We start from the raw sequence: 21,090 nt of genomic DNA, 5'->3' as shown, positions 1-21,090 counted from the left end.
ATTCCGCATTCCGAATTTCTACACTCTTTCCCGCTTCTTCAACGTGAACCACGCGACGAAGTAGGTGAAAATGCCCCAGCAGAGTAAACCAATGAGGCCGCGTTTCGCCGGGTGGAATTTGTTGTAGACGTCGCCGGTGGAGAATTCGCGATTTGGGTCGAGATTGCGGTAGGATTGATGATGGTCGCTGATCAACTCGCCGCTGAGTTCGCGCTGCCAGAGGAAGCTCGTGTCCATGACCGTTTGTGCGCAGAAGGTCGGCGTGAGGCGGCTGACCAGCAGCACCTTGTGGCTCATGTCGGTCGAGGCCACGGTGTAGCCGGAGAAAAGAATCTGCGGAATGAGGATGAGCGGGACGAACATCACCGCCTGCATGACGGAGCGCGAGAGCGCGGAGATGGCCGCGCCGATGCCCACGCCGGCAATGGCGATGCCGAGCAAGGAGGCGAGTTGCAACATCACCGAGCCGTCCCGTTTGCCTTCACCAATCATCACCGTGACGTAGAGCAGCAGCGCCTGGAAGGCGGTGAGCGTGATGAGAAAGATGAATTTGCTGGCGAGATAGGAATGCGCCCCGACGCCGACGAGACGTTCGCGGCGGTAGATGGCGATCTCCTTCACGATCTCCTGCGCGGCGTTGCTCGTGCCGAACCACATCGTGGCCAGGTAGGCGAAGAACATGATGAGCGCGCGGTCGTCGCTCACCCACGAAACGAGGGCGGCGATGATGATCGGCTGGCTGATGAGCAGGACGAAGTTGCGCCAGTCGGAACTGAGGATGGTCCACTGCCGGGCAAGTAAGATGGGCAGGGCGAAAGCACGCCGGGCAGGTTTGGCGATCCGCACGCTGGGGCCGATGGGCGGGGGCATTTCGTCCGCCGAGGCGGGGCGATCGACGAAGGCTTTTTGCCATTCCTTGGCCGGACGATCGGCGAGGCGATCGTAGAGGCCGGTGAGCTTTTGCACGCCGAAGTATTCGCGCGCCGCTTGTGATGAACCCTGGAACGCGAGGCAGCCCCCGCAGAGGACGATGAGCTGGTCCATGAGGTAGGCGTTTTCCATTACGTGCGTGGTGCAGACGATGGTGCAGCCGGTGTCCGCGAGATCGCGGAGCAATTCCATGAGCTGGAATTCTGTGGCCGGATCGAGGCCGGAACTTGGTTCATCGAGGAAGAGGATGGCCGGCTTGGCGAGCAACTCGACACCCACGCTCACGCGCTTGCGCTGGCCGCCGGAGAGGCGGTTGATGGGCTTGCGCGCGTGGGCGCGCAGGCCGAGTTGATCCATGGTCTGCAGGAGCAGCTTGTCGATCTCGCGCGGCGGGGTGCCGGCGGGGAGACGCAGCCGGGCGCTAAAGCGCAGCGCCTGGTCGACGGTGAGATCGGCGTGGACGATGTCTTCCTGCGGGACGAAGCCGAAAGACTGCGGCTCGTTGCCGGAATAGATGTCCTTCCCATCGACGAGCACGAGACCTTTTTCCGGCGCGCGCAGGCCGCTGAGAGTCGTGAGCAGCGAGGATTTGCCGGCGCCGCTGGGGCCGATGATGCCGACGAAGCGCGACGCGGGAATGGTCAACACGACGTCATCGAGAATCGTCAGCGTTCCCGAACGCATGAAGACATGATCCGAGCGAATGGTCCCGCCGGCGGCATTGGCCACGCGGTTCAGCGAATGGCCATCGAAATGGAAACAGAACGGGCCGATTTGCAGGCGATCGCCGATGGTGAGCTCGTGCGTGTCGAAGCGGTGGCCATTGACGAAGGAGCCGGCCGTGCTGTTGAGATCGGTGACGATCACGCCGCCGCGCTCACCCGGTGCGACCGAGGCGTGCCGGCGGGAGACGCCGGGATCGTTCAGCATGATGTCCGTGCCCGGGTCGCGGCCGAAGGTCATGGGGCGATCGACCTGGATGCGATCGGCCGGTTTGCCGAAGACGAGCATCTGCGCGTTGCCCGCCGGCCCGGATGGCGGCTCTTTCTTCGAAGCGGGCGCTGGCACTTCACCCAGGCCGAAGACGATGACCGCAGGGCCGACGCCGACCTGGTCGCCAGGATTCAGCGTGGTCGGCGTTTCGATGCGGTGACCATTGACCCGTGTGCCGCGCACGCTGCCGAGATCCTCGACGATGCACTTGTTGCCGTCCCAGGTGAAGCGGCAGTGCTGGCGGGAAATTTCGACGTGACTGAGCTCGAAATCGACCTCCGCGGCGCGTCCCGCGACAAAGCTTCCTGCGCGGAGAGCAAAGACCCGTGCCGGCAGCCCACTCGTAACCGCGAGATGCGCACCATTCATGCTCGAGGGAGGACTATGGAAGCACTGCCCAAATCTCGACGATCCGGTTCTTCTCGAGATTGTGCGCGTCGAGCAATTTCGAGCCGCCCATGCCGACGGTGTGCATGACGTTGATGACGTCGCATTTGTCCTTCATGATCTTGCGCACGGAATCGGCGCGCGATTCGGAGATGGTGATGTTTTTCTTCGCATCGCCCTTCGGATCGGCGTAGCCGAGAATGACGAAGACGGCGGTGGGGTCGCCACGCAGGGAGACGATCTCCGGCTTTTCCAGCTCTGCCTTGAGCTGCTGGATGTCCGTGGCGGTGAGCTCGGTTTTGCCGGAACCAAAGGGGATGGTGATGATCTTGCCCATCTTGCGCGCCTTCTCGACGGCCATGTAGAGCTTGTCCTTGTTCCCGCCGGAGATGTTCGGCATCTGGTCGACGCGCGTGAGTACCTCGGCCTTGACTGTCTTGTTTTCCTGCTGCGAGAGGTCCATCTCGATGCGCTGCGGCGAGGTGACGGTTGCCGGTGGCTCGGCGACCGGGGCGGAGGAGGTCGTGTCGTGCGTCGTCGATGGCGTGGTGCTGTTCGTCTCGCCGGCGGGAGTGGAGGAAGAATTGGAAGAGGGGGTGGCCGGGGTGTTGTCCGTCGACGACGGTTGGTCTGTGGAAGCCGGGCGATCGCTCGCCTCCTGGTGGCCCTTGCCCTTCGAGATCATTCCGCGGAGCGGTGGGTAAAAAGCGAAGGCGACACCGGCCAGGATGAGAATGGCGAGAAGCCCGTAAACATAGCGCATCCAAACAGACGCCGGCGACTTCACCTCGACGAGAGGTTTGCCGCATTCGGCACAAATGAAAGGCTGGCCATTTTCAACCTCTGTCTCCTCACCACGATAGGCGAGCAGACATCCCGATAGGTTCTGGCATTTCCCAAAACGTGACATAGAGCCTCTTATATGATGCTCGTTTTAAGGGCAGCGAGCAAATTTTCCCCAGCCCAGCTCATCAGGTCCGGGGCGAGGGGGGTGCGCCAGGCGAGTCCGGCATCCGGGAGGCGCAGGACGGTGGAGTGCAAGGCGTGGCGGGGAAGGAGGAGGCGGGAGCCCAATTCCGGGGTCCAGCCGGTGCGAATGAACTCCAGATAGCATTGCTCATCGGGGCCGTAAATTTTGTCGCCGACGACAGGATGACCGGCGTGGGCCAGGTGCACGCGGATCTGGTGCGTACGACCGGTTTCCGGAAAGGCGCGAACGAGGGCGAAGCGGTTGCCGTTGCTGGTCTCGAGGGTGAATGTGCACTCCACCTGGAATCGGGTGCGGGCCGCAGCGCCATCGGGATGGACGGCTTGCTTCAGGTGAATCGGGGAGGGCATGCACTCGCCCTGGCGCAGGATGGGGGCATCAATAGTGAAGGTCTCGCGCTCCGGCCAGCCCCAGACCAGGGCAAGGTATTCCTTTTCCACGCGCCGGCCCTGCATCTGGAGGTGCAACTCACGGGCCGCCGCGCGATGCTTGGCCACGAGGGTGAGCCCGCTGGTCTCGCGATCGAGCCGGTTGATGATGGAGACCTGGCCGCCATTGACGATTTCGTAAGCCAGAAGCCCGCGCAGGCCATCCCACAGTGTGGGCCGTCCATTCGGCTTGCTGGGATGCGCCTCCATGAATGGCGGCTTGTCCACCACCAGCCAGTCGGCGGTTTCGTCGATGACAGTAAAGCGAGGTGGGTCTTTGGGCTGAGGAATGAAGGCCACAGGGTTTGGTGCACGACGAATGTCGGCATTTCACGCACCAGCATCAATCTCGGTGACGAATAAATGTGACGAGCCGTTCCCTGGCGGACGCTGCGCTGGCGTTGACGGTCGATATATCACATTGCATGATGTTGATATGAGCATCACCGCCATCGTCGAGAACGGCACGATCAAACTTCCCGTGCATGTGCCGGATGGTACGCGTGTTGAGGTTACGTTATTGGAGGAAGACGCGGCGTCCAAACCTCAGAATGCGTTGGACTGGATGAAAAAATACGCAGGAGCCATTGAGGGGCCGGAAGATTTTGCGGCGGAACACGACCACTACATCCATGGCACTGAAGGATGAGGGGCTCGGAGAGGCGCTGACCGGGGATCGGCACTTTGAACAGGCGGGATTTAAAGCGTTGTTGGCCGGGCAATAAGATAGTCGCTAAGCGTGATCCACATCCGCCACGTCACCCGCCGCTATTCCGCCGCCGTCACGGCGCTGGATGATGTCTCGCTCGAAATCGCTGAGGGGGAGTTTGTGGCCATTACCGGGCCGAGTGGCTGTGGCAAGAGCACGCTCATGCATTTGATCGGCGGCCTCGATACGGCGACCTCGGGCGAGATCGTCGTCGACGGTCTGCCATTGCACGGAGCGGACGACGCGGAATTGACGGCGTATCGCCGGACGAAGATCGGCATCGTCTTCCAGTTCTTCCACTTGCTGCCGACGATGACCGTCACGGAGAACGTCTGCCTGCCGTTATTGCTGCGTGGGGATGCGTATCCCGCTGCTCGGGCGAAGGCTGGGGAGATCATCGAATTGGTCGGCCTCGGCGACCGGGCGCAGCACGGGATGCACCAGCTTAGCGGAGGGCAGTTGCAGCGCACGGCGATCGCCCGCGCACTGGTCCACGACCCGGCGGTTTTACTGGCGGATGAGCCCACGGGGAACCTCGATTCGGCCAATGCCGGCCAGATCATGGAGCTGCTGCAAAAGATTTCTTCTCAGCGCCGAACGACAATGCTAGTCGTCACGCACAGCGAAGAAATCGCGCGTCAAGCCTCGCGCTGCATCCGTCTGCGCGACGGAAAAATCTCCCACCATCCATGAGCAACATCAGCGACATCCGGAGCAAACTCAAAGACAATGCTCTTTTCGTCGAGTTCACCGCCCTCGAGTTTGGGGAACTCATTGATCTGCTCGACCAGGTGAGCGTGAAGGACGGGGAAGTGGTGGTGCGTCAGGATGAGCCCGGCGACTGCATGTACATCGTCGTGGATGGCGAAGTGCGCGTGGTGCATCACCGTGGCACGCGGGATATCGCCCTGGCCACGCTGCGGAGCGGCGACTTTTTCGGGGAGATCGCGCTGGTGGATAGCGGCCCGCGTTCGGCGGACGTCATCGCCCAGGGCAATGGGATGCTGCTCAAGATTACTCAGGCCTCCATTGCTGCCCTGGCCGGCGTCTATCCCACCGCCGCTTTTAAATTTCTCATCGCCATCGGCCGCAGTTTGGTCAGCCGCCTGCGCACGAGCAACCAGCGCTACGTCGACTCGTTGCTCTTCCCGGTGGAAGGCAAGGATTGAATAATCGGTCACAAGGGGCTTGTCGGGAGGAAGTTTGTCGTCCATATACGACCCCCTTCTTTTCACCGACCGCATGAGTTCTTTGCAAACCACCCTCGCCAAATCCGCCAGCATCAGCGGCTCGTCCCTTCACACCGGCGAGAAGGTGACCCTCACTGTGCACCCTGCACCGCCGGGACACGGCCGCAAGTTCAAGCGCAAGGATCTCGCGGACGAACCCATCATCGACGCCAAGGTTGAAAACGTGAAGACCGTGGAGCGCTCCACGACCATCGCGGAAGGCAGCGTGAAAGTGCACACGGTCGAGCACGTGCTCTCCGCGCTCTCCGGCATGGGCGTGGACAATGCGCTCATCGAGATGGACGCCAATGAACCGCCGATCGGCGATGGCAGCGCGCAGCCCTATGTCGAGCTCATCAAGAAAGCCGGCATCGTCGAGCAGCCTGCGCAACGCGCGGAGTTTCACGTGTCCGAGACGGTCTTCCTCGAGACCAAGGGTGGCTCGCTGATGACCATCGTGCCGGATTCGGCCTTCCGTATTTCCTGCACGCAGGTCGGCCCGGATGGCCGCTTCACCCAATTTTATTCCACCGAAATCACGCCCGCGATTTACGAGAAGGAAATCGCCCCGGCTCGCACGTTTGTCTATTACGAGGACGTGAAGCCGCTGATGGACAAGGGCCTGATCAAGGGCGGCAGCCTGGAGAACGCGGTGGTGGTGCAGGGCGAATCCGTGCACAGCAAGGAGCCGATGCGCTTTCTGCGAAGAATTTGCCCGGCACAGATTCTCGACATCGTCGGTGACCTTGCGCTCATCGGGCGGCCGATCAAAGGCCACATCATCGCCGTCAAACCCGGTCACGGGGCGAATACCGATCTGGCGCGCGCCCTGTCCAAGCAACTCGCGCGGACGGCGGCGATGGTGCCGCCGACGGTGACGCCGAAGGGCGGCGACATTCTCGACGTGATGGACGTGATGAAGGTGCTGCCGCATCGCTATCCATTCCTGATGGTCGATCGCGTGGTGCAACTCAGCGAAGACCGCTGCACGGCCATCAAGTCCGTCTCGATGAATGAGCCGTTCTTCCAAGGTCACTTTCCGGGACACCCGATCATGCCTGGCGTGCTGCAACTCGAGGCCATGGCACAGGCGGGCAGTGTGTTGCTTTTCAAACATGTGAATGTGACCGGTAAGATCGGCTACTTCATGAGCGCGGACTCGGTGAAATTCCGCAAGCCCGTCGTTCCCGGCGACACGTTGTTCATCGAAGTCGAGCTCATGCAGAAGAAGCGCGCGATTATGAAGGCGCGAGGCCGCTGCCTCGTGAATGGCGAGGTGGTCTCGGAGGCAGAGATGATGTTTGGCATTGTTGATTCGTGAGCACGCGGATTCATCCCACTGCCGTTATCGATCCGGAAGCGCAGATCGGCGAAGGCTGCGAGATCGGGCCGTACTGCGTCGTCGGGCCGAATGTCGAGCTTGGCCCCGATTGCTGGCTGCAGCATCACGTGAGCCTCAATGGTCCGAGCAAGATCGGGCAGGGGAACCGCTTCTACGCCTTCACTTCCATCGGCCAGCAAACGCAGGACCTGAAATACGCCGGCGAGCCGACTTATCTTTCGGTTGGCGACGGCAATACCTTTCGCGAATTCGTCACCGTGCATCGTGGCACGGGTAAGGGCCTCGTCACGCGCGTCGGCAACGGCGGCAATTTCCTCGCCTATTCGCATATCGCGCACGACTGCATCGTCGGGAACAACGTCATCTTTTCCAACAACGGCACGCTTGCCGGACACGTCGAGGTCGGCGATTACGCGATCATCGGCGGGTTGACAGCGATCCATCAATTCTGTCGCATCGGCGCCTATGCGCTCACCGGCGGCTGCTCGAAGATCGTCCAGGATGTGCCGCCGTTCATGATCGCCGACGGCAACCCCGCCAAGGTCCGCAGCTACAACAAAGTGGCCCTCGAACGGCACGGCTTTTCCGACCAGACGCACCGGGCCATCAAGGAAGCGTATCGCCTCATCTACCGTTCCGCGCTCAACCTCCAGCAAGCGGTCGAGCAAATCCGCACCGACCTGCCGGAAACGCCGGAAGTCACGCAGTTGGTCGCCTTCGTGACCAGTAGCCCGCGGGGGATTATCAAGTAACAGAGCGCTCAGCGGGGCCCCCGCGCCGTTCTTTTCTCTTGAGCTGGCCTTGGCTACCGGGGCTTCTGGGTTGCATGTCCTGCCCATCCGCCGAGCAAATTGCTGATATCGTTCTGCATCGTCGGGAGGTCTATGGTCTCGATGTGGATACCCGGATTCGCGAGGTGGCCAATCGTCTCACTGCCCGGGCGTTGTTTGAATTACTCGCGCGTATTGATGATCAATCGCCGGAATTTTCGGCGCAGCTTTCGGCGCTTCTTCGCGATCTTCCCGACGGCAGCCATTCTCATTTGATCGCTTTTCGCAGCCACGAAGGTGCGAGAAGGGGCGGCCGCGCCAAAGCCAGCGAACCTCTCGCAGAGCCGAGCGAGCACTATCTGCGGCTCGTCTTTCGCGACGAGCAGGCAGCTTATTACCAATTTAATCTATTCCCCGATTTTGATGCCGACTTCATCCTCGGCTCATCGCGCAAGCGAGCCGGAGACTCGCAATATCTGCGTCTCACGCTGTCCCGGCCCGAGGCACTGCAGACTTTCATCGAATCCTGCCGGAAAAACCCGCACTTCTCGCGCGTCGAACAAATCACGGCCGAAGAGTTTCACGGGGCCCCTTCGCACAGTGTGTAGGTGGTATAGGATGCGGAGAGTAGCACCTCTCGAATCGACGAATTCTGGAAGACGACTCACGGTGTTTCGCTGTATGGCGGCTTCCTCGTTCAGTCTCTGCCGGCTTGCTGAGATCATGACCTTGCTTTAACCCGAGGGCTTTTGAGGCCGGTCGAGACGACGGAATCGCTTGTGCAAACGCGGCGCATTTTGCAAGGATGATGGCCCCCTCGAATGAATCCCCCCTCATTCACTGCTCGCCGCGTGCAGATGGTCCTTTCATTCACGCTGCTGGTCTTGTTGTTTCCGATGTGGCCGGCGAAGGCGGAAAATTTGCCGACCTTGACGACGGTGGGCCAAATCCGCGCTCTGAGTGAAGAGCAGGCGGCGTATTCCTATCCGATTCATCTCTCCGCGGTGGTGACCTACTGCCGGGCGAAACTTTCGTGGTTCGTTCTGCAGGATGAAACGGGCGCGTGTGCTTGTCTGAAGACCACGCCCGCTGTCGATTTCAAGGCCCGTCCCGGTCAGATCGTCACGGTGGATGGATGGAGCAGCCCCGGTGGCTATGTGGCCAACATTATGGCGTCGCACATCGAGGTTACCGGCTTTGCACCTTTGCCAGAGGCAAAGCCGATGCGTTACGACCAATTGATGTCGGGTCAACAAGCCTGCCAGCGTGTGGAGGTGCGCGGTGTGGTCCGGGCGATTTATCAGCAGGGCCGGCAGCAATTCGTCATGCAGATCGCCTCCGGTGGCGGAAAGCTGCCCACGGTGATCGAAGGGCTGGCGCCGGAGCATCCGGAGCAGTGGATCGATAGCGTGGTGCGGGTCCGCGGCGTGTGCAGTTCCACTTTCAACAAGCAGCGTCAGCTCTGCGGGGTTGGGCTCAGTGCGTTGACGTTGGACGATGTCGTTCGCGAGGAATATCCCTCTGCCGAGCCGTACGCGGCGCCGGCCAAGCCGATCCGCCAGATCATGCAATTTGTGCAGGGCTCGACGCATGATCGGCGCGTCAAGGTGAGTGGCACCGTCCTCTATCACCAGCCGGGCCAGTCGTGCTTTATCGAGGACGAAACGAGTGGTTTGGAAGTGCTCAGCCGCGAGGCCGGTATGCTGCATGTGGGCGACCGCGTGGAGGTGCTGGGGTTCCCGCTGTGGAGCGAATATTCCTTTCCACGCCTCGAGGATGCGATCTTCCGCCGCGTCGGCCGGGGGCTGCCCCCCAAGCCGATCGATGTCACCGCCGGCCAGTTGCTGGAGGGGCGGCTTGACCGAAGGCTCGTACGATTACAGGCGCAGTTGGTCGAGCAGTCGCGGAGAAAGGGAGAGGAACTGCTGGTCATGAAAGCGGGCGAGGTTCTCTTCAATGCGCGTCTCTCGCCGTCCGATGACGGAGTTTCTTCGCTGGCCAACGATAGCATCCTGTCCCTCACCGGCATCTGCCGCTTGCAGATGGGCGAGCATCGGCCGGTGTTGGGCGATTGGCCGGTCTCTGCTTTCGAACTCCTGCTTCCATCGCCGGACGACGTGCATGTCGTGAAGCCGCCGGACTGGTGGACCCAGCAGCGCGCGGCTTGGTTGCTGGCCGTGGTTACGGGCCTGTTGGTCGGCGCCATGTGCTGGGTGGCCATGCTGCGGCATCGGGTCCGGTTGCAAACGGCGATCATCTCCGACCGCTTGCGCGCCGAAGCCGCGCTTAACGAACGGGAGCGCATCGCCCGCGAACTGCACGATACTGTCGAGCAGGACCTCGCCGCGATCGGCATGCATTTCGAAGTCATCACCGACCGGGCGCTCGAACTCGAGCCGATGGTCCGCGAGAATTTCGAAGCCGCGGTGCGCCAGGTGCGGCGCAGTCAGGCGGACATGCACCACGCCGTCTGGGATCTGCGATCCGGCACGCTCGTCGAGCGCGGCCTTGGGCCGGCGCTGGAGGAAGCCCTCCAGTTGAGCGCGGCGCATTGTGGCGCGGTGCCGGAGTGCAAGGAGTATGGCCCCGTGCGGCGATTGCCGGGAGTGATCGAGCACCACCTTTTGCGCATCGGCCAGGAAGCAATGAGCAACGCCGTCCGTCACGCCGCGCCGAAGAGAATCAGCATCGCGCTACGCTACGAAGGAGACACTCTGACGATGCGCGTGGAAGACGATGGCTGCGGCTTCGACGTGGAGGCGCGTTCGCAAAACACCGCCCGCTTCGGACTCATGGGAATGCGGGAACGCGTGGAGCGAATCGGCGGCCGGCTCTCCGTGCAGAGCACGCCGGGGACGGGATCGGTGGTGGAGGTGGTGCTGCGTAATGCCGGTTCGTTTTCCAGTGTCAACTAAACCACGCCGATGAAGACCTCCGCAAAAATTCGCGTCATGCTGGTCGATGACCATTTCGCCATCCTCATGGGGTTGCGTGCCTGCTTGAAACCGGAAGGAGACATCGCGGTGATCGCCGAGGCGGCGGACGGCGGCGAAGCCATCGAACAATACCGCGCGCATCTTCCGGATATCACCTTGATGGACCTCTCCCTTCCCCGTCTCGATGGAGTGGCAGCCATTCGCACGATCTGCCGCGAATTTCCGGAAGCGCGCATCATCGCGCTCACCACCCGCCAGGGAGACGATGATATTCATCAAGCACTCAGCGCCGGAGCGCGTTCCTACGTGATGAAGAATATGCCACGGCAGGAGATGCTCCGCGCCATCCGGGCGGTCCACGATGGTCAGGAATATCTCCCACAAGAAGTGCAGACCGCGCTCTTGCAACACGAGAAGCGTGCGCCGCTGACGCCGCGGGAACTCGAAGTCATCCGGCTGCTCGCCCGGGGCTGCAGCAACAAGGAGATCGGCATGGCATTGGGCATCGCCGAGATTACGGCGAAAATTCATGTGAGCCATTTGCTATCGAAGATGGGGGTGCTGGATCGTTCGCAAGCGGTGATGGAGGCTTTGCGCCACGGCATCATCCATCTGGATGGCTCCGTATAATACTTCCGCATAATAGACCGCCGCTGATGGTCGGTCATGATGGGCGCTACGTTAGCGGCAATTCCGCCGCGGCGGTTTCTTTCAAACCACCACCCCACCATGAGCCTACGCACCTCCGTCTCTCGTGCCTCCCTCCGCCCTCTGTCGTCACTACGCCGATCGCTTCACCTCCGTGCTGCCCGTCTGCTCCCGGTCTTTGTCCTGGGATGCCTGGGGCTGACGGATACAGGTCACGCGGCCACCTACTATGTGTCGCCGAGCGGGAATGATGCGAACACGACGACGCAGGCGCAAAACATTAGCACGCCTTGGAAAACGATCCAGAAAGCCGCAAGTTCCATGGCGGCAGGGGACACCTGTTTGATTCGTGCCGGCACGTATCGTGAGACCGTGACGATGCCGATTTCCGGTACCGCTGCGGCGCCAATCACCTTCAAAGCGTATACCGGTGAGGTCGCCACGATCAGCGGCACGAACGCCATGTCGGGATGGACGCTGGAAAGCACCAACGTCTACTACACTTCCATGCCCACCACGCTGGGGAATGGCAACCAGGTCTTCCAAAGTGGCGCCATGAAGCCCGAGGCCCGGTGGCCCAATGTCGGCAGCGGTTTCCCATGGCAGAATAGCGCGATCAAGCCGTCGCCGGACTGGTCGTATGTCGTCACCTCGGGTTACACGAATAATGCCAACGGATGGTTTACAGACACCAGCCTGCCGGCTCGCGCCAATGGCTATTGGAATGGCGCGACCGTCCACATCATGTCCGGCCACGGCTGGATCATGGCTTCGCCGAAGGTGACGAGTTACACCGACTCGTCGAAGACGATGGTCACGAACGATCCCAATGGAGCGAATGCCGCCTACGCGATTGCGGCGGGCAACGAGTATTACCTCACGGGGGTGAAGGGCGAAATGGACAGCCCCGGCGAATGGTTTTACGACACGACCACGAGTCGGTTGTATTTCTATTCCACCTCCGCGCCGGCGAACGTGGAAGCAAAGCAACGCTCTTACGGTTTTGACCTGCGCGGACGGTCCTACATCAATTTGGTGAACCTCGATTTTTTTGCCTGCACGATCGAGTCGGATTCCGGATCCACCAATGAGACGTTCAACGGTCTCTCGATGCAGTTTCTCGGGCACGGGGCGACGAACTCGTCGATCTTCGGATTGACGCTCTACAGCGGCACAACCCTGCGGAATAGCGAGTTGGCCTGGGATTCCCGCGGATTGATCCAGCTGGCAGGCAACGATATCAAGATCATCAACAATTACTTCCACGATTCGGGTTATGTCCCGACGTGGGATGCGATGGTCAACGGCGGCGGCAACCGCATTCTCGTTAGTCACAATACGTTCCGTAATTCGGGTCGCGCAGAGATGGGCAATCCGGGCCGGTCCGCCATTGTCGAATACAACGACATGGCGAATGCGATGAAGCTCACCACCGACGGCGGGATCTTCTACACCTTCTCCGAGGCCGGTAATACGATCGTGCGTTACAATCTCTTTCACGATTCAACCGGACCGCTGGGTCATTCGGGAGCGCCGGTGGAAGGCTTCTATCTGGACAGCCAGAACAGCAGCTGGATTGTCCATCATAATATCGTCTGGAACGTCCCGGGGTGGGGCATGCAGTTCAATACCCGGCAAAACTTCGATATGATCTTCAACAATACCGTCCGGAATACGGCGGTCGGCTTGTTGACTTCATTTGACCCCGGCTTGGACGGCGAGACGGGAACGCACGTTTACAATAATTTGTTCAATACCACCCCGGAAGGCCTTTCCTGGAGCAAGTCGGACATGGGTTACAACCTTTACACCGATCCCAAGTTCGTAGCGGGAACCTCGCAGCTTCAGGCATCGTCGCCGGCGATTGATCAAGGCACGGTGATACCGGGAGTCACGGACGGCTACGTGGGGTCGGCGCCGGACATGGGTGCACTGGAGTACGGAGGGACGGATTGGACGACCAAGGTGGGCAATAACTTCACCACGCCGCCGTCTCCCGATCCCACTTACAGCATGCCGGCGATGGTCTTTCCCAATAAAGTCGTCGACGGCAGTTTCGAGAGCGGCAATCTCAGTCCGAACTGGACCACCACGGGGAGCGTGACGTTATTCAGTGTTTCGGGGCACACCGCGTGGACGGATGGGCGTTTCCGCTCGGGAGCTTATAGTTTGATGTTCGGCCAGGGGACTTCGCAGGTCACCCAGCATGTTACGGGGCTGCAACCGGGACGCCGTCATAAGCTGTATGTCGGCACACAGACCGCCGCTTCGAGTGCGGTGATCACCATTGGCATCAAGAACTATGGCTACGCCGCGACGCAGGTCACCGTGCCCGCCGGGAGTGGCGTTTGGGAGATGAACGATCTCTGGTTCATCACTGGCGCGAGCAGCACGACCGCGGATATCTATGTCAGCGTGACTTCGACTACGACTACTCCCGTTTATGTGGACGACATGAGCGTGGAGCTCTCGCAGGAAAATACCGACCCGATTCCATACACCATGCCCGTTGCGGCTTATCCTTTCGACGAGAGCAGCGGGGCGACCGCCTACGATTCCACCACGAACGGCAGAAATGCCACGCTCACCAATACGTCCTTTGTCAGTGGCGAGATCGGCAACGCGCTGGATTTCAACGGCACGAGCAGTACGGCCAGCGCCAGCTTGGGCGGAACCGCATCGCCGGGCGGATCGTTCACGGTGGCCTTCTGGGTGAAATTCAATAGCACCGGAACAGGGACCCCGCCGCTGGCTTCAAACAACAACAATGGGTGGCTGCAAAAAGGCTGGTACATTTGCGCCAATCAAGGCCGGAACGTCGGCATGTATCTGTGGGATGGTGCGGGCAATGCTGCTTCATCGTGGACGACGACGTCGCTGGGGACGGGCGTGTGGACCCACATGGCATTTTCGGTCGATCGCGAGAACGGCGTCATCAGTCAATATCGCAACGGCGTCCTCCAGTCGGCTGGAGCGATCTCGAGCAGCTTGGGCAGTATCGACACGACGATTGGATTGGCCCTCGGGTCGCCCTCGTTCGATGGTGATCTGGATAATTTCCAAACGTGGAACTATGCGTTGGATCCGAAGGAGATCGCGTCTGCCGCCGGGGGAGACCCCGGGCTGGCGGTTCGCTGCAAATTGAATGACAACGCGGGATCGACCAAGGCGTGGGACGCCTCCGGATTCGGTCACAACGCGACGTTGACCGGGATGAATACCTCGAGTTGCTGGGTGAATGGCGCGCTGCAATTCAGCTCCGCGGGTTATGTGCAATGCCCGCCGCTGAGCACGACATCGTTGCCCTCGGGTTCCTTCTCCGTGGCCTTCTGGGTGAAGTTCGCTGATTCCGGAACGGGCACGCCGCAACTCGTTTCCAACAACAACAACGGCTGGTTGCAGAAAGGTGTGGTACATCACCGGGAACCAAGGCCGCTCCGTTGGCTTGTATCTGTGGGATGGGACAGGTGCGAGCGTGGGATCATGGACCTCGAGTACGCTTCCCGTCGGCACCTGGACACATCTTGCCTATACAGTCGATCGCACCGCCGGAGTCGTGAGCCGCTACCGGAACGGAGTGCTCGAAGGCACGGTGAGCATCCCCTCGACCTTTGGCGGTGTCGATACGCTCTTCGGCCCGCGCATTGGCTCGCCGACCCTCAACGCGATGATGGACGACGTGCGGGTCTATTCGCGGGTGCTGTCCTGGAGTGAGGTGCTGGACATTCCGTTCCAGGCCGACGAAGCGCCGTATTATTGAGCCGGATGGGGGATGCAGGACACGCGCCCTGCACCAAAGCTGAGGTCCGCGGCCGCATTGCCACTAGCAATGCGGCCGCACTTTTATGAACTCTCCGCTCGATCCCTCCTCCATCCTGCAGACCGCTTTCGGCTTTTGGCATTCCAAGGTCCTGCTCACCGCGGTCGAGTTTGGTTTGTTTACCAAGCTTGGCAGTCGCCGGCTCACGGGTGAGGAACTCGGTGCGGAGTTGCAATTGCATCCGCGCGCGATTGCGGACTTTTTCGACGCACTCGTGGCGATGAAGTTTCTTGGCCGCGATGGAGACGGAGCGCCCGGGAAGTATTTCAACACGCCCGAGGGTGCTTTGTTCCTCGATGAGACCAGCCCGCGTTACATTGGCGGCATCTTGATCATGCTCAATGCGCGGCTGTTCAAGTTCTGGAACGACCTACCCGAGGCCTTGCGCACGGGACGGCCGCAGAATGAGGTCAAGCACGGGCAGAAAGGTATTTTTGAGGAGCTCTACGCCGACCTGCCCAAGCTGGAGCAATTCATGGGGGCGATGACGGGTCTCTCCCGTCTCAATTTCGAAGCCTTCGCGGAAAAGTTCGATTTCTCGAAATCGCAGACCTTGTGCGACGTCGGCGGCGCAACCGGCCTGCTCTGCACGGAAGTGGCGAAGCGTCACTCGCATCTCCAGTGCGTCAGCTTCGACCTCCGCCGGTCGAGGCGATTGCGAAGAAGCATTATCCCCGCAGCGGGCTTGAAAGGCCGCGTGAGGACGGCCGCCCGGCGATTTCTTCCAGGATCCGCTGCCCAAGGCGGACGTCATTACGATGGGGATGATCCTGCATGACTGGAATCTGGAGAAGAAGAAGCACCTCATCCGCGCGGCCTACGAGGCGCTGCCGCCCGGCGGCGCGTTGGTTGCCATCGAGGCTTTGATCGACGATGCCCGCCGCGAAAACGTGCAAGGTCTGCTGATGTCGCTCAACATGCTCATCGAGTTCGGCGATGCGTTCGATTATTCCGGCGCGGATTTCGGCCAATGGTGCGGCGAGGTCGGCTTCCAGCGCTTCGAAGTGATCCACCTCGCCGGGCCTTCCAGTGCGGCGGTCGCTTACAAGTAGAGCCGTTGCCGGAACGACTCGACAGCCCGCAGATTTCTGCGAGAGTGCGGGGATTGCCTGAGTTCCCGATGGATATGAAGAAATATCTTCCTGCTTTGCTGGTGGTGTTGTTGCCAATACTGGCGTTTGCCGAGGATCTAAAACGCGCGGATGGGACGACCTTTAAGGCCACTGTCGTGCGCGCGGAACCGGATGGGTTGGTCGTGCAGACAGATTCAGGGGTTGAGAAGATTGATTTCGTGTTTCTCTCGGATGAATTGCAGAAGCGATTCAAATACGATGCTGCGAAGGCGCGGGAATATCGGGCCAACCAAGTGGTGGCCCACCAACAGGCGGTGTCCCAACAGATTTCGCAGCAAATGGCCGCCATCCGCGCGCAGGCGCAGGCGATCGATCAGAAGCAGAGCCAGTTGCCTTCCCCCCAGGAAGCGGAGCGCCGGATTCAGATCGAGAAGAGTGTGATTTTCGCCACGGCGACCATCGAGCAGGGCACGTCCAAAGGGGTGCGCGCGGGACTCACCGTGCTGAACGGGCGCGCCGCAGCCACGATGCTGGACAAGGATACGCGGACGACGACTTCGCTGGGCGATGGCTTCATTTACGGACTGGAGGGCGCGGCTGGCGAGTCGTGGCAGGGAAAGATTTATCCGGCGGGCTATTTCCATTACACCGACTCCTTTGGAGAAGAGCAGACCGTTCGGGCTTATGCGCTGACGGTCGAAGACGCGATCACGCACGGGGCGGATGGGCGCGGTCCGAGCGTTCCTTCGGTGGATCCGACGGCGGTGCAGCGGCTGTTGCCCAGTGGCCTGCGCGGTGGGACACTTTTGGACAAATAATCGTCACAGATTGCAGCTTGATAAGGGACCGCAAAAGAATCAGGCTGAGAGGCATCATGGGCGAACGACTAATGGTTCTGAACGATGATCGCTTGGGGCATTTGCGGTCCATCGTTCGAACGCGTCTGCGTGAACTGGCGGCCCGCGCGGGCACCGGGGCCTTCGACGAATTTTTTGACTCCACGATGCGGGCGCTCGTGGAGTGCTGCTTCCAATCCATCGGGGCGGATGAAGGCACCGTGTGGCTGCTCGATGAAGGCCGCAATTATCTCATTCCTCGATTCAACACCGGTCCGAACGCAGCGAGTTTTGTCGGGCGTTTCCGCCAGAGCGTACGTGCGGGCATGATCAGCATGATCGTCTCCACGGAGTTGCCGCTGTGCGAGAATGAGGTCCGCAGGAATCAGCAGCAGGACAAATCGCTCGACCAAAAGCTCGGCCTGCAAACGTGCGCGATGCTGGCGACGCCGCTCTATTTTGCTGGTGAATTGCGCGGGGTCATTTCGGCCGTGCAACTGCGCGCGCCGAGTTCAGACGAACCGGAACCGCCTGGATTTTCCCAGCAGCACCTCGAGACGCTGCAACTCTCGGCCAATGTCCTCGGCCGTCTCATCGAGCAACAACTCCAGTCTCTTGCGATCGGACTCGAAGACGTGACATGAGGTGCTGGATTTCGCCCGCCGAGGCAGCGGCGGCCTTGCGCCGGGGGCGGGGACGTGGTGTGCGCATCGCGGTGCTCGACTCGGGAATTGAAACCAGCCACTCGACATTTGGCGGAGGCGCGCTCTGCGATGATCTCGCGATTGTCGAAGATGGTCACCGTTTGAAAGTGGTGGCTGGCGAAGGGCGCGATCTATTCGGCCACGGCACGGCGGTGGCCGGGATCATCCGGGAAATGGCGCCCGAAGCGGAGATCGGGAGCATCCGGGTGCTCGGTGAATCGCTCTCCGCGCGGACGGCGATCATTCTTGAAGGCGCGCGCCAGGCCATCGAGCGCGGCTATCACATTCTCAACTGCAGCCTGGGCTGCGGTGTGCTCGAGCATGTGCTCAAGTACAAGGCCTGGGTCGATGAAGCATACCTTCGCGGCGTGCATGTGGTGGCGGCGTGCAACAACGCCGACTACGGCCGGCCCGAATGGCCGGCGTTTTTCACCTCGGTTCTGACGGTGAACATGGCGCGGACGGACGATAATCTCGGCATTTTTTACAAGCCGGGCCACCTGGTGGAATTCGCCGCGCGCGGTGTGGATGTGGATGTGCCGTGGTCCGGCGGCGGAACGAAGAAAGTCACCGGCAGCAGCTTCGCCGCCCCGCGTGTCACGGGGATGCTGGCGTGCCTGCTGAGCGAAATTCCCGATCTCGATCCGCTACAGACCAAGGTGTTGTTCCAACGTATCGCGACCCCGTGGAGTCGTGAAATCCGCGGACCAAACGAGCGATAAGGCGCGGCTATGGTTTCGGTAGTGGGCTGTCCACCGGCAACTCCCCGCGCAGCATCTTCGTCCCTTGCCCGGTGAGCCGCAGATAGTAATCCGACGGCAACCCTTCAAAAGTCACAAATGGTGCTTCGCTCGGCGGTGGCACGTCGTTGGTGCATTTGAAGATCGCGGTACCTTCATCCACTTCATCGAACATGGCGACGTAGAGCATGTTGGCCCCGGCGGTCTTGTCCTCGTGAAACTGCCGCCAGAAAAATTCCCCGCTTCGGCGCGGAATGGCGTTCGTGCTTTGCCCATACATATTGCGCCACGAAAAGCCGGGGAAGAGGACGGGCAGATAGTCGAGATGATGTTCCGTGCACCACGCGATGTCGGGCTTGATTTGCTTCTCCGCATAGCGCGCGGCGTCATCCGGTGAGCGATAACGGCCTACCGTCCACGGGCTCACGATATCCGCCAGCGCGATGATATCGTGCAGCGCGGGATCGGGAACGGCATCGTTTTTCTGTTCCCGCCAGTAGGTCGGCACACCGAGCATGACGGTGCAGCCATCGCTCTTCAGGAACTCGATGAGCCGCTTGCATTCGTCGAGCGTGTAAGCGCGCTTGTCATTGAAACCGATGCCCCACACGGCGACCACCGGCTTGCCGCGATGATGCAGGTAGGCGGGATCTTCACCGAGCTTCATGCGGGTGCGAAGCTGGCGCCAGTCATCGATGACTTCATCCATGCGTCCCGCGCCCAGGCCGGAAAGATCGTACATCAGCGCATAAGTGCGGCCATTGCGATTCGCGCCCTCACGGCAATGCGCGAGCACGGGTATTATTCTGGCGCTGGAAATCCGCCGAGCGCGCTCCCCCGACGAAGCGCTGCACGAAAACGCCATCGATGCCGTAATCGCGCATCCATTTGAAATGCCGCAGGACGGTCGCCTCCTTGAAAGAGCTGAAGATCTGCGCGGTCGTGCCATCCACGTGATGAAACGCCGTGTCGAAACGCTCGTCGGCACCCAACTCCGAGACATCGGGCCACAGGTCCACCTTGATATTGCTGGGCGAGGGGATGCCGCGGCCTTTCACCCAGTGCACCCAGCCGCGATTGGCGCCATCGCCTTCGCAGTTGAACCAGCCTTGATAACCACACATCACCTTGCCGGTCAGCGTGCTCGTATCGACTCCGTGCACCGACTCGCCAGTGTACGGCCGGAGTGTCGCGGCGAGCACTTCCTCCCGCGAGGGAGCGGGCGCGCCGCGAAGATGCGGCGTCGCGCTGGTGAGAGAAACCGCGGTGGCGACAGCGTAGGCGATCCAGGAAACTCTCATTTCGCCCATTCCACTTTGCCCGTCCGCAAATCGTAGCAGCCCTCGACCACTCGCACTTGCGAGGTGAGATCGCCAAGCCTGGCTTTCTTGCGAATCTTTTCCGCGACCAGCGCATCGTTTTCGTGAACCGCGTTGGACAGAGGATCCCCCGGTTTTCCTTTCGTCGCTTGGACCGCCGGTTGGATCGCGCTGACCAGCGCATGGATGTGCCCGGGCGCTTCTCCACCGGAAAGAGCTGCCTGCACCGCCCCGCATTTCTGATGTCCGAGGACCACGATGAGCCGGGCGCCAAGATGCTCAACGGCGTATTCGATGCTGCCCAGTCCGTAGTCATCCACCAGATTGCCCGCCGCGCGCACCACGAAAAGGTCGCCGATGCTTTGATCGAAAATGATCTCCGGCGGCGTGCGCGAATCGGCGCAACCGACGATGATGGCAAAGGGATGCTGGCCATTGACCGTGGCCGCCCGCCGTGCGGCGACCGGTTTGCTGCTGCTAACGGAAGCGCTGGCGAAACGTTGATTGCCGGCTTTCAATCGCGCCAGCGCTACGTCGGCGCCCACGGAGGGACTCGTATGGTCCGCTGCCGCCGCGAGAGCGGGTAAAAGGAGAGACAAAAGAACCGCGGAGATTCGGGAAGGAATTTTCATGGCAGCAGGGTCATCGCCAGTAGACCACGACCTGTGGGATAGGCAATTCCCGATGAACACGCTCGCTCATCCTTCCGTGTCGCCGCGAATCGACACGCTCCACCACGTCACGGCGGTCCAACTTCCGCCGTTCGCGCCGGCCAATTAACTGCCGGTGGCCGGCGAAACCTCATCCAAGTCACGCCCGGTCTTGATGCGCTCTGCAATCCAGCGAATCCATGCCGGGTGGAGCTGCAGGAAGCGCGACAATTCGCGCCGTTCTGCATCATCACACCGGCCAGCGATAAATCGCTCGATCATAGCCGATTGCTCCACGCGGAGCCCGATCAAGCCATGACCTTTCACTTCGGGACCACAGCGCTCGAAGAATTCGATTAAAAGGGAAATATCATCGTCGCTCATAACTACCGGCTTAGATGACGGTTTTGTGAATTCTTGCAGAGAAAAAACGAATGTTTGTGAGGGAAAACCTGACCATCAGAAATTATTTCAGAAAAATGCCGGTTTCGCTGCAAGAAGTCGACAAACCCGCGTCTTAGCTGGTGAAGGCAGTGGGTGTTGGGAGGAGCCTTCGCTGACAGATAGCGCCCGCCGGGCGTGTGGGTG

At 60.8% G+C, this 21,090-nt stretch carries 19 protein-coding genes and 2 pseudogenes; 14 read left to right on the top strand and 7 right to left on the bottom strand.

Features of this window, described 5'->3' with window-relative positions:
• Nucleotides 1-18: 18 nt before the first annotated feature.
• The 3 genes from CFE428DRAFT_RS19990 to CFE428DRAFT_RS19980 are packed head-to-tail and all read right to left on the bottom strand — an operon-like array spanning nucleotide 19 to nucleotide 4,026.
• Nucleotides 19-2,292: an FHA domain-containing protein gene (locus tag CFE428DRAFT_RS19990; protein ID WP_006981446.1), complete on the bottom strand. Its 2,274-nt coding sequence runs from the start codon at nucleotides 2,290-2,292 to the stop codon at nucleotides 19-21.
• A 13-nt stretch (nucleotides 2,293-2,305) separates the two neighbouring features.
• The gene (locus CFE428DRAFT_RS19985) at nucleotides 2,306-3,220 is read right to left on the bottom strand and encodes an OmpA family protein (protein WP_006981445.1); all 915 of its coding nucleotides are present in this window, start codon (nucleotides 3,218-3,220) and stop codon (nucleotides 2,306-2,308) included.
• 8 nt (nucleotides 3,221-3,228) lie between these two features.
• On the bottom strand, nucleotides 3,229-4,026 hold the full coding sequence (locus CFE428DRAFT_RS19980) for an RluA family pseudouridine synthase (protein WP_006981444.1): 798 nt from the start codon (nucleotides 4,024-4,026) through the stop codon (nucleotides 3,229-3,231).
• 136 nt (nucleotides 4,027-4,162) lie between these two features.
• Here CFE428DRAFT_RS19980 and CFE428DRAFT_RS19975 point away from each other — a divergent pair, with 136 nt between their 5' ends.
• From CFE428DRAFT_RS19975 to CFE428DRAFT_RS19915, 14 genes and pseudogenes are all read left to right on the top strand, one after another.
• The gene (locus CFE428DRAFT_RS19975) at nucleotides 4,163-4,375 is read left to right on the top strand and encodes a hypothetical protein (RefSeq protein ID WP_006981443.1); all 213 of its coding nucleotides are present in this window, start codon (nucleotides 4,163-4,165) and stop codon (nucleotides 4,373-4,375) included.
• A gap of 90 nt (nucleotides 4,376-4,465) precedes the next feature.
• Entirely contained in the window at nucleotides 4,466-5,128 is a 663-nt protein-coding gene (locus CFE428DRAFT_RS19970) for an ABC transporter ATP-binding protein (protein WP_006981441.1), read from the top strand.
• Nucleotides 5,125-5,604, top strand: a complete 480-nt coding sequence (locus CFE428DRAFT_RS19965) for a cyclic nucleotide-binding domain-containing protein (RefSeq protein ID WP_006981440.1) — start codon at nucleotides 5,125-5,127, stop codon at nucleotides 5,602-5,604. The genes CFE428DRAFT_RS19970 and CFE428DRAFT_RS19965 overlap by 4 nt, the downstream gene beginning before the upstream one ends.
• Before the next feature lie 73 nt (nucleotides 5,605-5,677).
• On the top strand, nucleotides 5,678-6,985 hold the full coding sequence (locus tag CFE428DRAFT_RS19960; RefSeq protein WP_006981439.1) for a bifunctional UDP-3-O-[3-hydroxymyristoyl] N-acetylglucosamine deacetylase/3-hydroxyacyl-ACP dehydratase: 1,308 nt from the start codon (nucleotides 5,678-5,680) through the stop codon (nucleotides 6,983-6,985).
• Nucleotides 6,982-7,758, top strand: coding sequence for an acyl-ACP--UDP-N-acetylglucosamine O-acyltransferase (gene lpxA / locus CFE428DRAFT_RS19955; RefSeq protein WP_006981438.1), 777 nt, complete (start codon nucleotides 6,982-6,984; stop codon nucleotides 7,756-7,758). Before CFE428DRAFT_RS19960 ends, lpxA begins: the two co-directional genes overlap by 4 nt.
• A gap of 38 nt (nucleotides 7,759-7,796) precedes the next feature.
• Nucleotides 7,797-8,384 carry a hypothetical protein gene (locus tag CFE428DRAFT_RS19950; protein WP_131989474.1) on the top strand — a complete coding sequence of 196 codons (588 nt, stop codon included), beginning with the start codon at nucleotides 7,797-7,799 and terminating at the stop codon, nucleotides 8,382-8,384.
• Nucleotides 8,385-8,597: 213 nt separating this feature from the next.
• Nucleotides 8,598-10,691 (top strand): sensor histidine kinase, encoded by a 2,094-nt coding sequence (locus CFE428DRAFT_RS19945; protein WP_006981436.1) that lies wholly within the window; start codon nucleotides 8,598-8,600, stop codon nucleotides 10,689-10,691.
• 9 nt (nucleotides 10,692-10,700) lie between these two features.
• A complete protein-coding gene (locus tag CFE428DRAFT_RS19940) occupies nucleotides 10,701-11,342 on the top strand; it encodes a response regulator (RefSeq protein ID WP_006981435.1) in 642 nt (213 codons plus the stop codon).
• A gap of 36 nt (nucleotides 11,343-11,378) precedes the next feature.
• Nucleotides 11,379-14,447: pseudogene (locus tag CFE428DRAFT_RS19935) on the top strand (LamG-like jellyroll fold domain-containing protein); the annotation flags it as partial.
• A 319-nt stretch (nucleotides 14,448-14,766) separates the two neighbouring features.
• Nucleotides 14,767-15,120 (top strand): LamG domain-containing protein, encoded by a 354-nt coding sequence (locus CFE428DRAFT_RS41225; protein WP_420196891.1) that lies wholly within the window; start codon nucleotides 14,767-14,769, stop codon nucleotides 15,118-15,120.
• An 85-nt stretch (nucleotides 15,121-15,205) separates the two neighbouring features.
• Nucleotides 15,206-16,232, top strand: a pseudogene (locus tag CFE428DRAFT_RS19930) (methyltransferase).
• A 74-nt stretch (nucleotides 16,233-16,306) separates the two neighbouring features.
• Complete coding sequence (locus CFE428DRAFT_RS19925) at nucleotides 16,307-17,071, top strand: hypothetical protein (protein WP_131989471.1); 765 nt, start codon at nucleotides 16,307-16,309, stop codon at nucleotides 17,069-17,071.
• Between the two features lie 56 nt (nucleotides 17,072-17,127).
• The gene (locus CFE428DRAFT_RS19920; protein ID WP_006981430.1) at nucleotides 17,128-17,733 is read left to right on the top strand and encodes a GAF domain-containing protein; all 606 of its coding nucleotides are present in this window, start codon (nucleotides 17,128-17,130) and stop codon (nucleotides 17,731-17,733) included.
• The gene (locus CFE428DRAFT_RS19915) at nucleotides 17,730-18,515 is read left to right on the top strand and encodes a S8 family peptidase (protein WP_006981429.1); all 786 of its coding nucleotides are present in this window, start codon (nucleotides 17,730-17,732) and stop codon (nucleotides 18,513-18,515) included. Before CFE428DRAFT_RS19920 ends, CFE428DRAFT_RS19915 begins: the two co-directional genes overlap by 4 nt.
• Nucleotides 18,516-18,522: 7 nt before the next feature.
• Here CFE428DRAFT_RS19915 and CFE428DRAFT_RS19910 read toward each other — a convergent pair whose 3' ends face one another.
• From CFE428DRAFT_RS19910 to CFE428DRAFT_RS19900, 4 genes are all read right to left on the bottom strand, one after another.
• A complete protein-coding gene (locus tag CFE428DRAFT_RS19910) occupies nucleotides 18,523-19,329 on the bottom strand; it encodes a glycoside hydrolase family 99 protein (protein ID WP_006981428.1) in 807 nt (268 codons plus the stop codon).
• Nucleotides 19,310-19,834 (bottom strand): glycoside hydrolase family 71/99 protein, encoded by a 525-nt coding sequence (locus tag CFE428DRAFT_RS34080; RefSeq protein WP_006981427.1) that lies wholly within the window; start codon nucleotides 19,832-19,834, stop codon nucleotides 19,310-19,312. The genes CFE428DRAFT_RS19910 and CFE428DRAFT_RS34080 overlap by 20 nt, the downstream gene beginning before the upstream one ends.
• A complete protein-coding gene (locus CFE428DRAFT_RS19905) occupies nucleotides 19,831-20,484 on the bottom strand; it encodes a carbonic anhydrase (protein ID WP_006981426.1) in 654 nt (217 codons plus the stop codon). Before CFE428DRAFT_RS19905 ends, CFE428DRAFT_RS34080 begins: the two co-directional genes overlap by 4 nt.
• A gap of 144 nt (nucleotides 20,485-20,628) precedes the next feature.
• Nucleotides 20,629-20,886: a hypothetical protein gene (locus CFE428DRAFT_RS19900; RefSeq protein WP_006981425.1), complete on the bottom strand. Its 258-nt coding sequence runs from the start codon at nucleotides 20,884-20,886 to the stop codon at nucleotides 20,629-20,631.
• Nucleotides 20,887-21,090 lie beyond the last annotated feature (204 nt).

It is taken from the genome of Chthoniobacter flavus Ellin428 (genome assembly GCF_000173075.1).
Lineage (GTDB): Bacteria > Verrucomicrobiota > Verrucomicrobiia > Chthoniobacterales > Chthoniobacteraceae > Chthoniobacter > Chthoniobacter flavus.
This window is presented reverse-complemented; position numbering and strand designations above follow the sequence as displayed.

Coding starts and splice junctions, on each gene's coding strand:
- CFE428DRAFT_RS19905 (WP_006981426.1), bottom strand. CDS start 20,484: ATGAAAATTCCTTCCCGAATCTCCGCGGTTCTTTTGTCTCTCCTTTTA.
- CFE428DRAFT_RS19900 (WP_006981425.1), bottom strand. CDS start 20,886: ATGAGCGACGATGATATTTCCCTTTTAATCGAATTCTTCGAGCGCTGT.
- CFE428DRAFT_RS34080 (WP_006981427.1), bottom strand. CDS start 19,834: ATGAGAGTTTCCTGGATCGCCTACGCTGTCGCCACCGCGGTTTCTCTC.
- CFE428DRAFT_RS19990 (WP_006981446.1), bottom strand. CDS start 2,292: ATGAATGGTGCGCATCTCGCGGTTACGAGTGGGCTGCCGGCACGGGTC.
- CFE428DRAFT_RS19985 (WP_006981445.1), bottom strand. CDS start 3,220: ATGTCACGTTTTGGGAAATGCCAGAACCTATCGGGATGTCTGCTCGCC.
- CFE428DRAFT_RS19920 (WP_006981430.1), top strand. CDS start 17,128: ATGGGCGAACGACTAATGGTTCTGAACGATGATCGCTTGGGGCATTTG.
- CFE428DRAFT_RS19915 (WP_006981429.1), top strand. CDS start 17,730: ATGAGGTGCTGGATTTCGCCCGCCGAGGCAGCGGCGGCCTTGCGCCGG.
- CFE428DRAFT_RS19965 (WP_006981440.1), top strand. CDS start 5,125: ATGAGCAACATCAGCGACATCCGGAGCAAACTCAAAGACAATGCTCTT.
- CFE428DRAFT_RS19975 (WP_006981443.1), top strand. CDS start 4,163: ATGAGCATCACCGCCATCGTCGAGAACGGCACGATCAAACTTCCCGTG.
- CFE428DRAFT_RS19940 (WP_006981435.1), top strand. CDS start 10,701: ATGAAGACCTCCGCAAAAATTCGCGTCATGCTGGTCGATGACCATTTC.
- CFE428DRAFT_RS19945 (WP_006981436.1), top strand. CDS start 8,598: ATGAATCCCCCCTCATTCACTGCTCGCCGCGTGCAGATGGTCCTTTCA.
- CFE428DRAFT_RS19925 (WP_131989471.1), top strand. CDS start 16,307: ATGAAGAAATATCTTCCTGCTTTGCTGGTGGTGTTGTTGCCAATACTG.
- CFE428DRAFT_RS19960 (WP_006981439.1), top strand. CDS start 5,678: ATGAGTTCTTTGCAAACCACCCTCGCCAAATCCGCCAGCATCAGCGGC.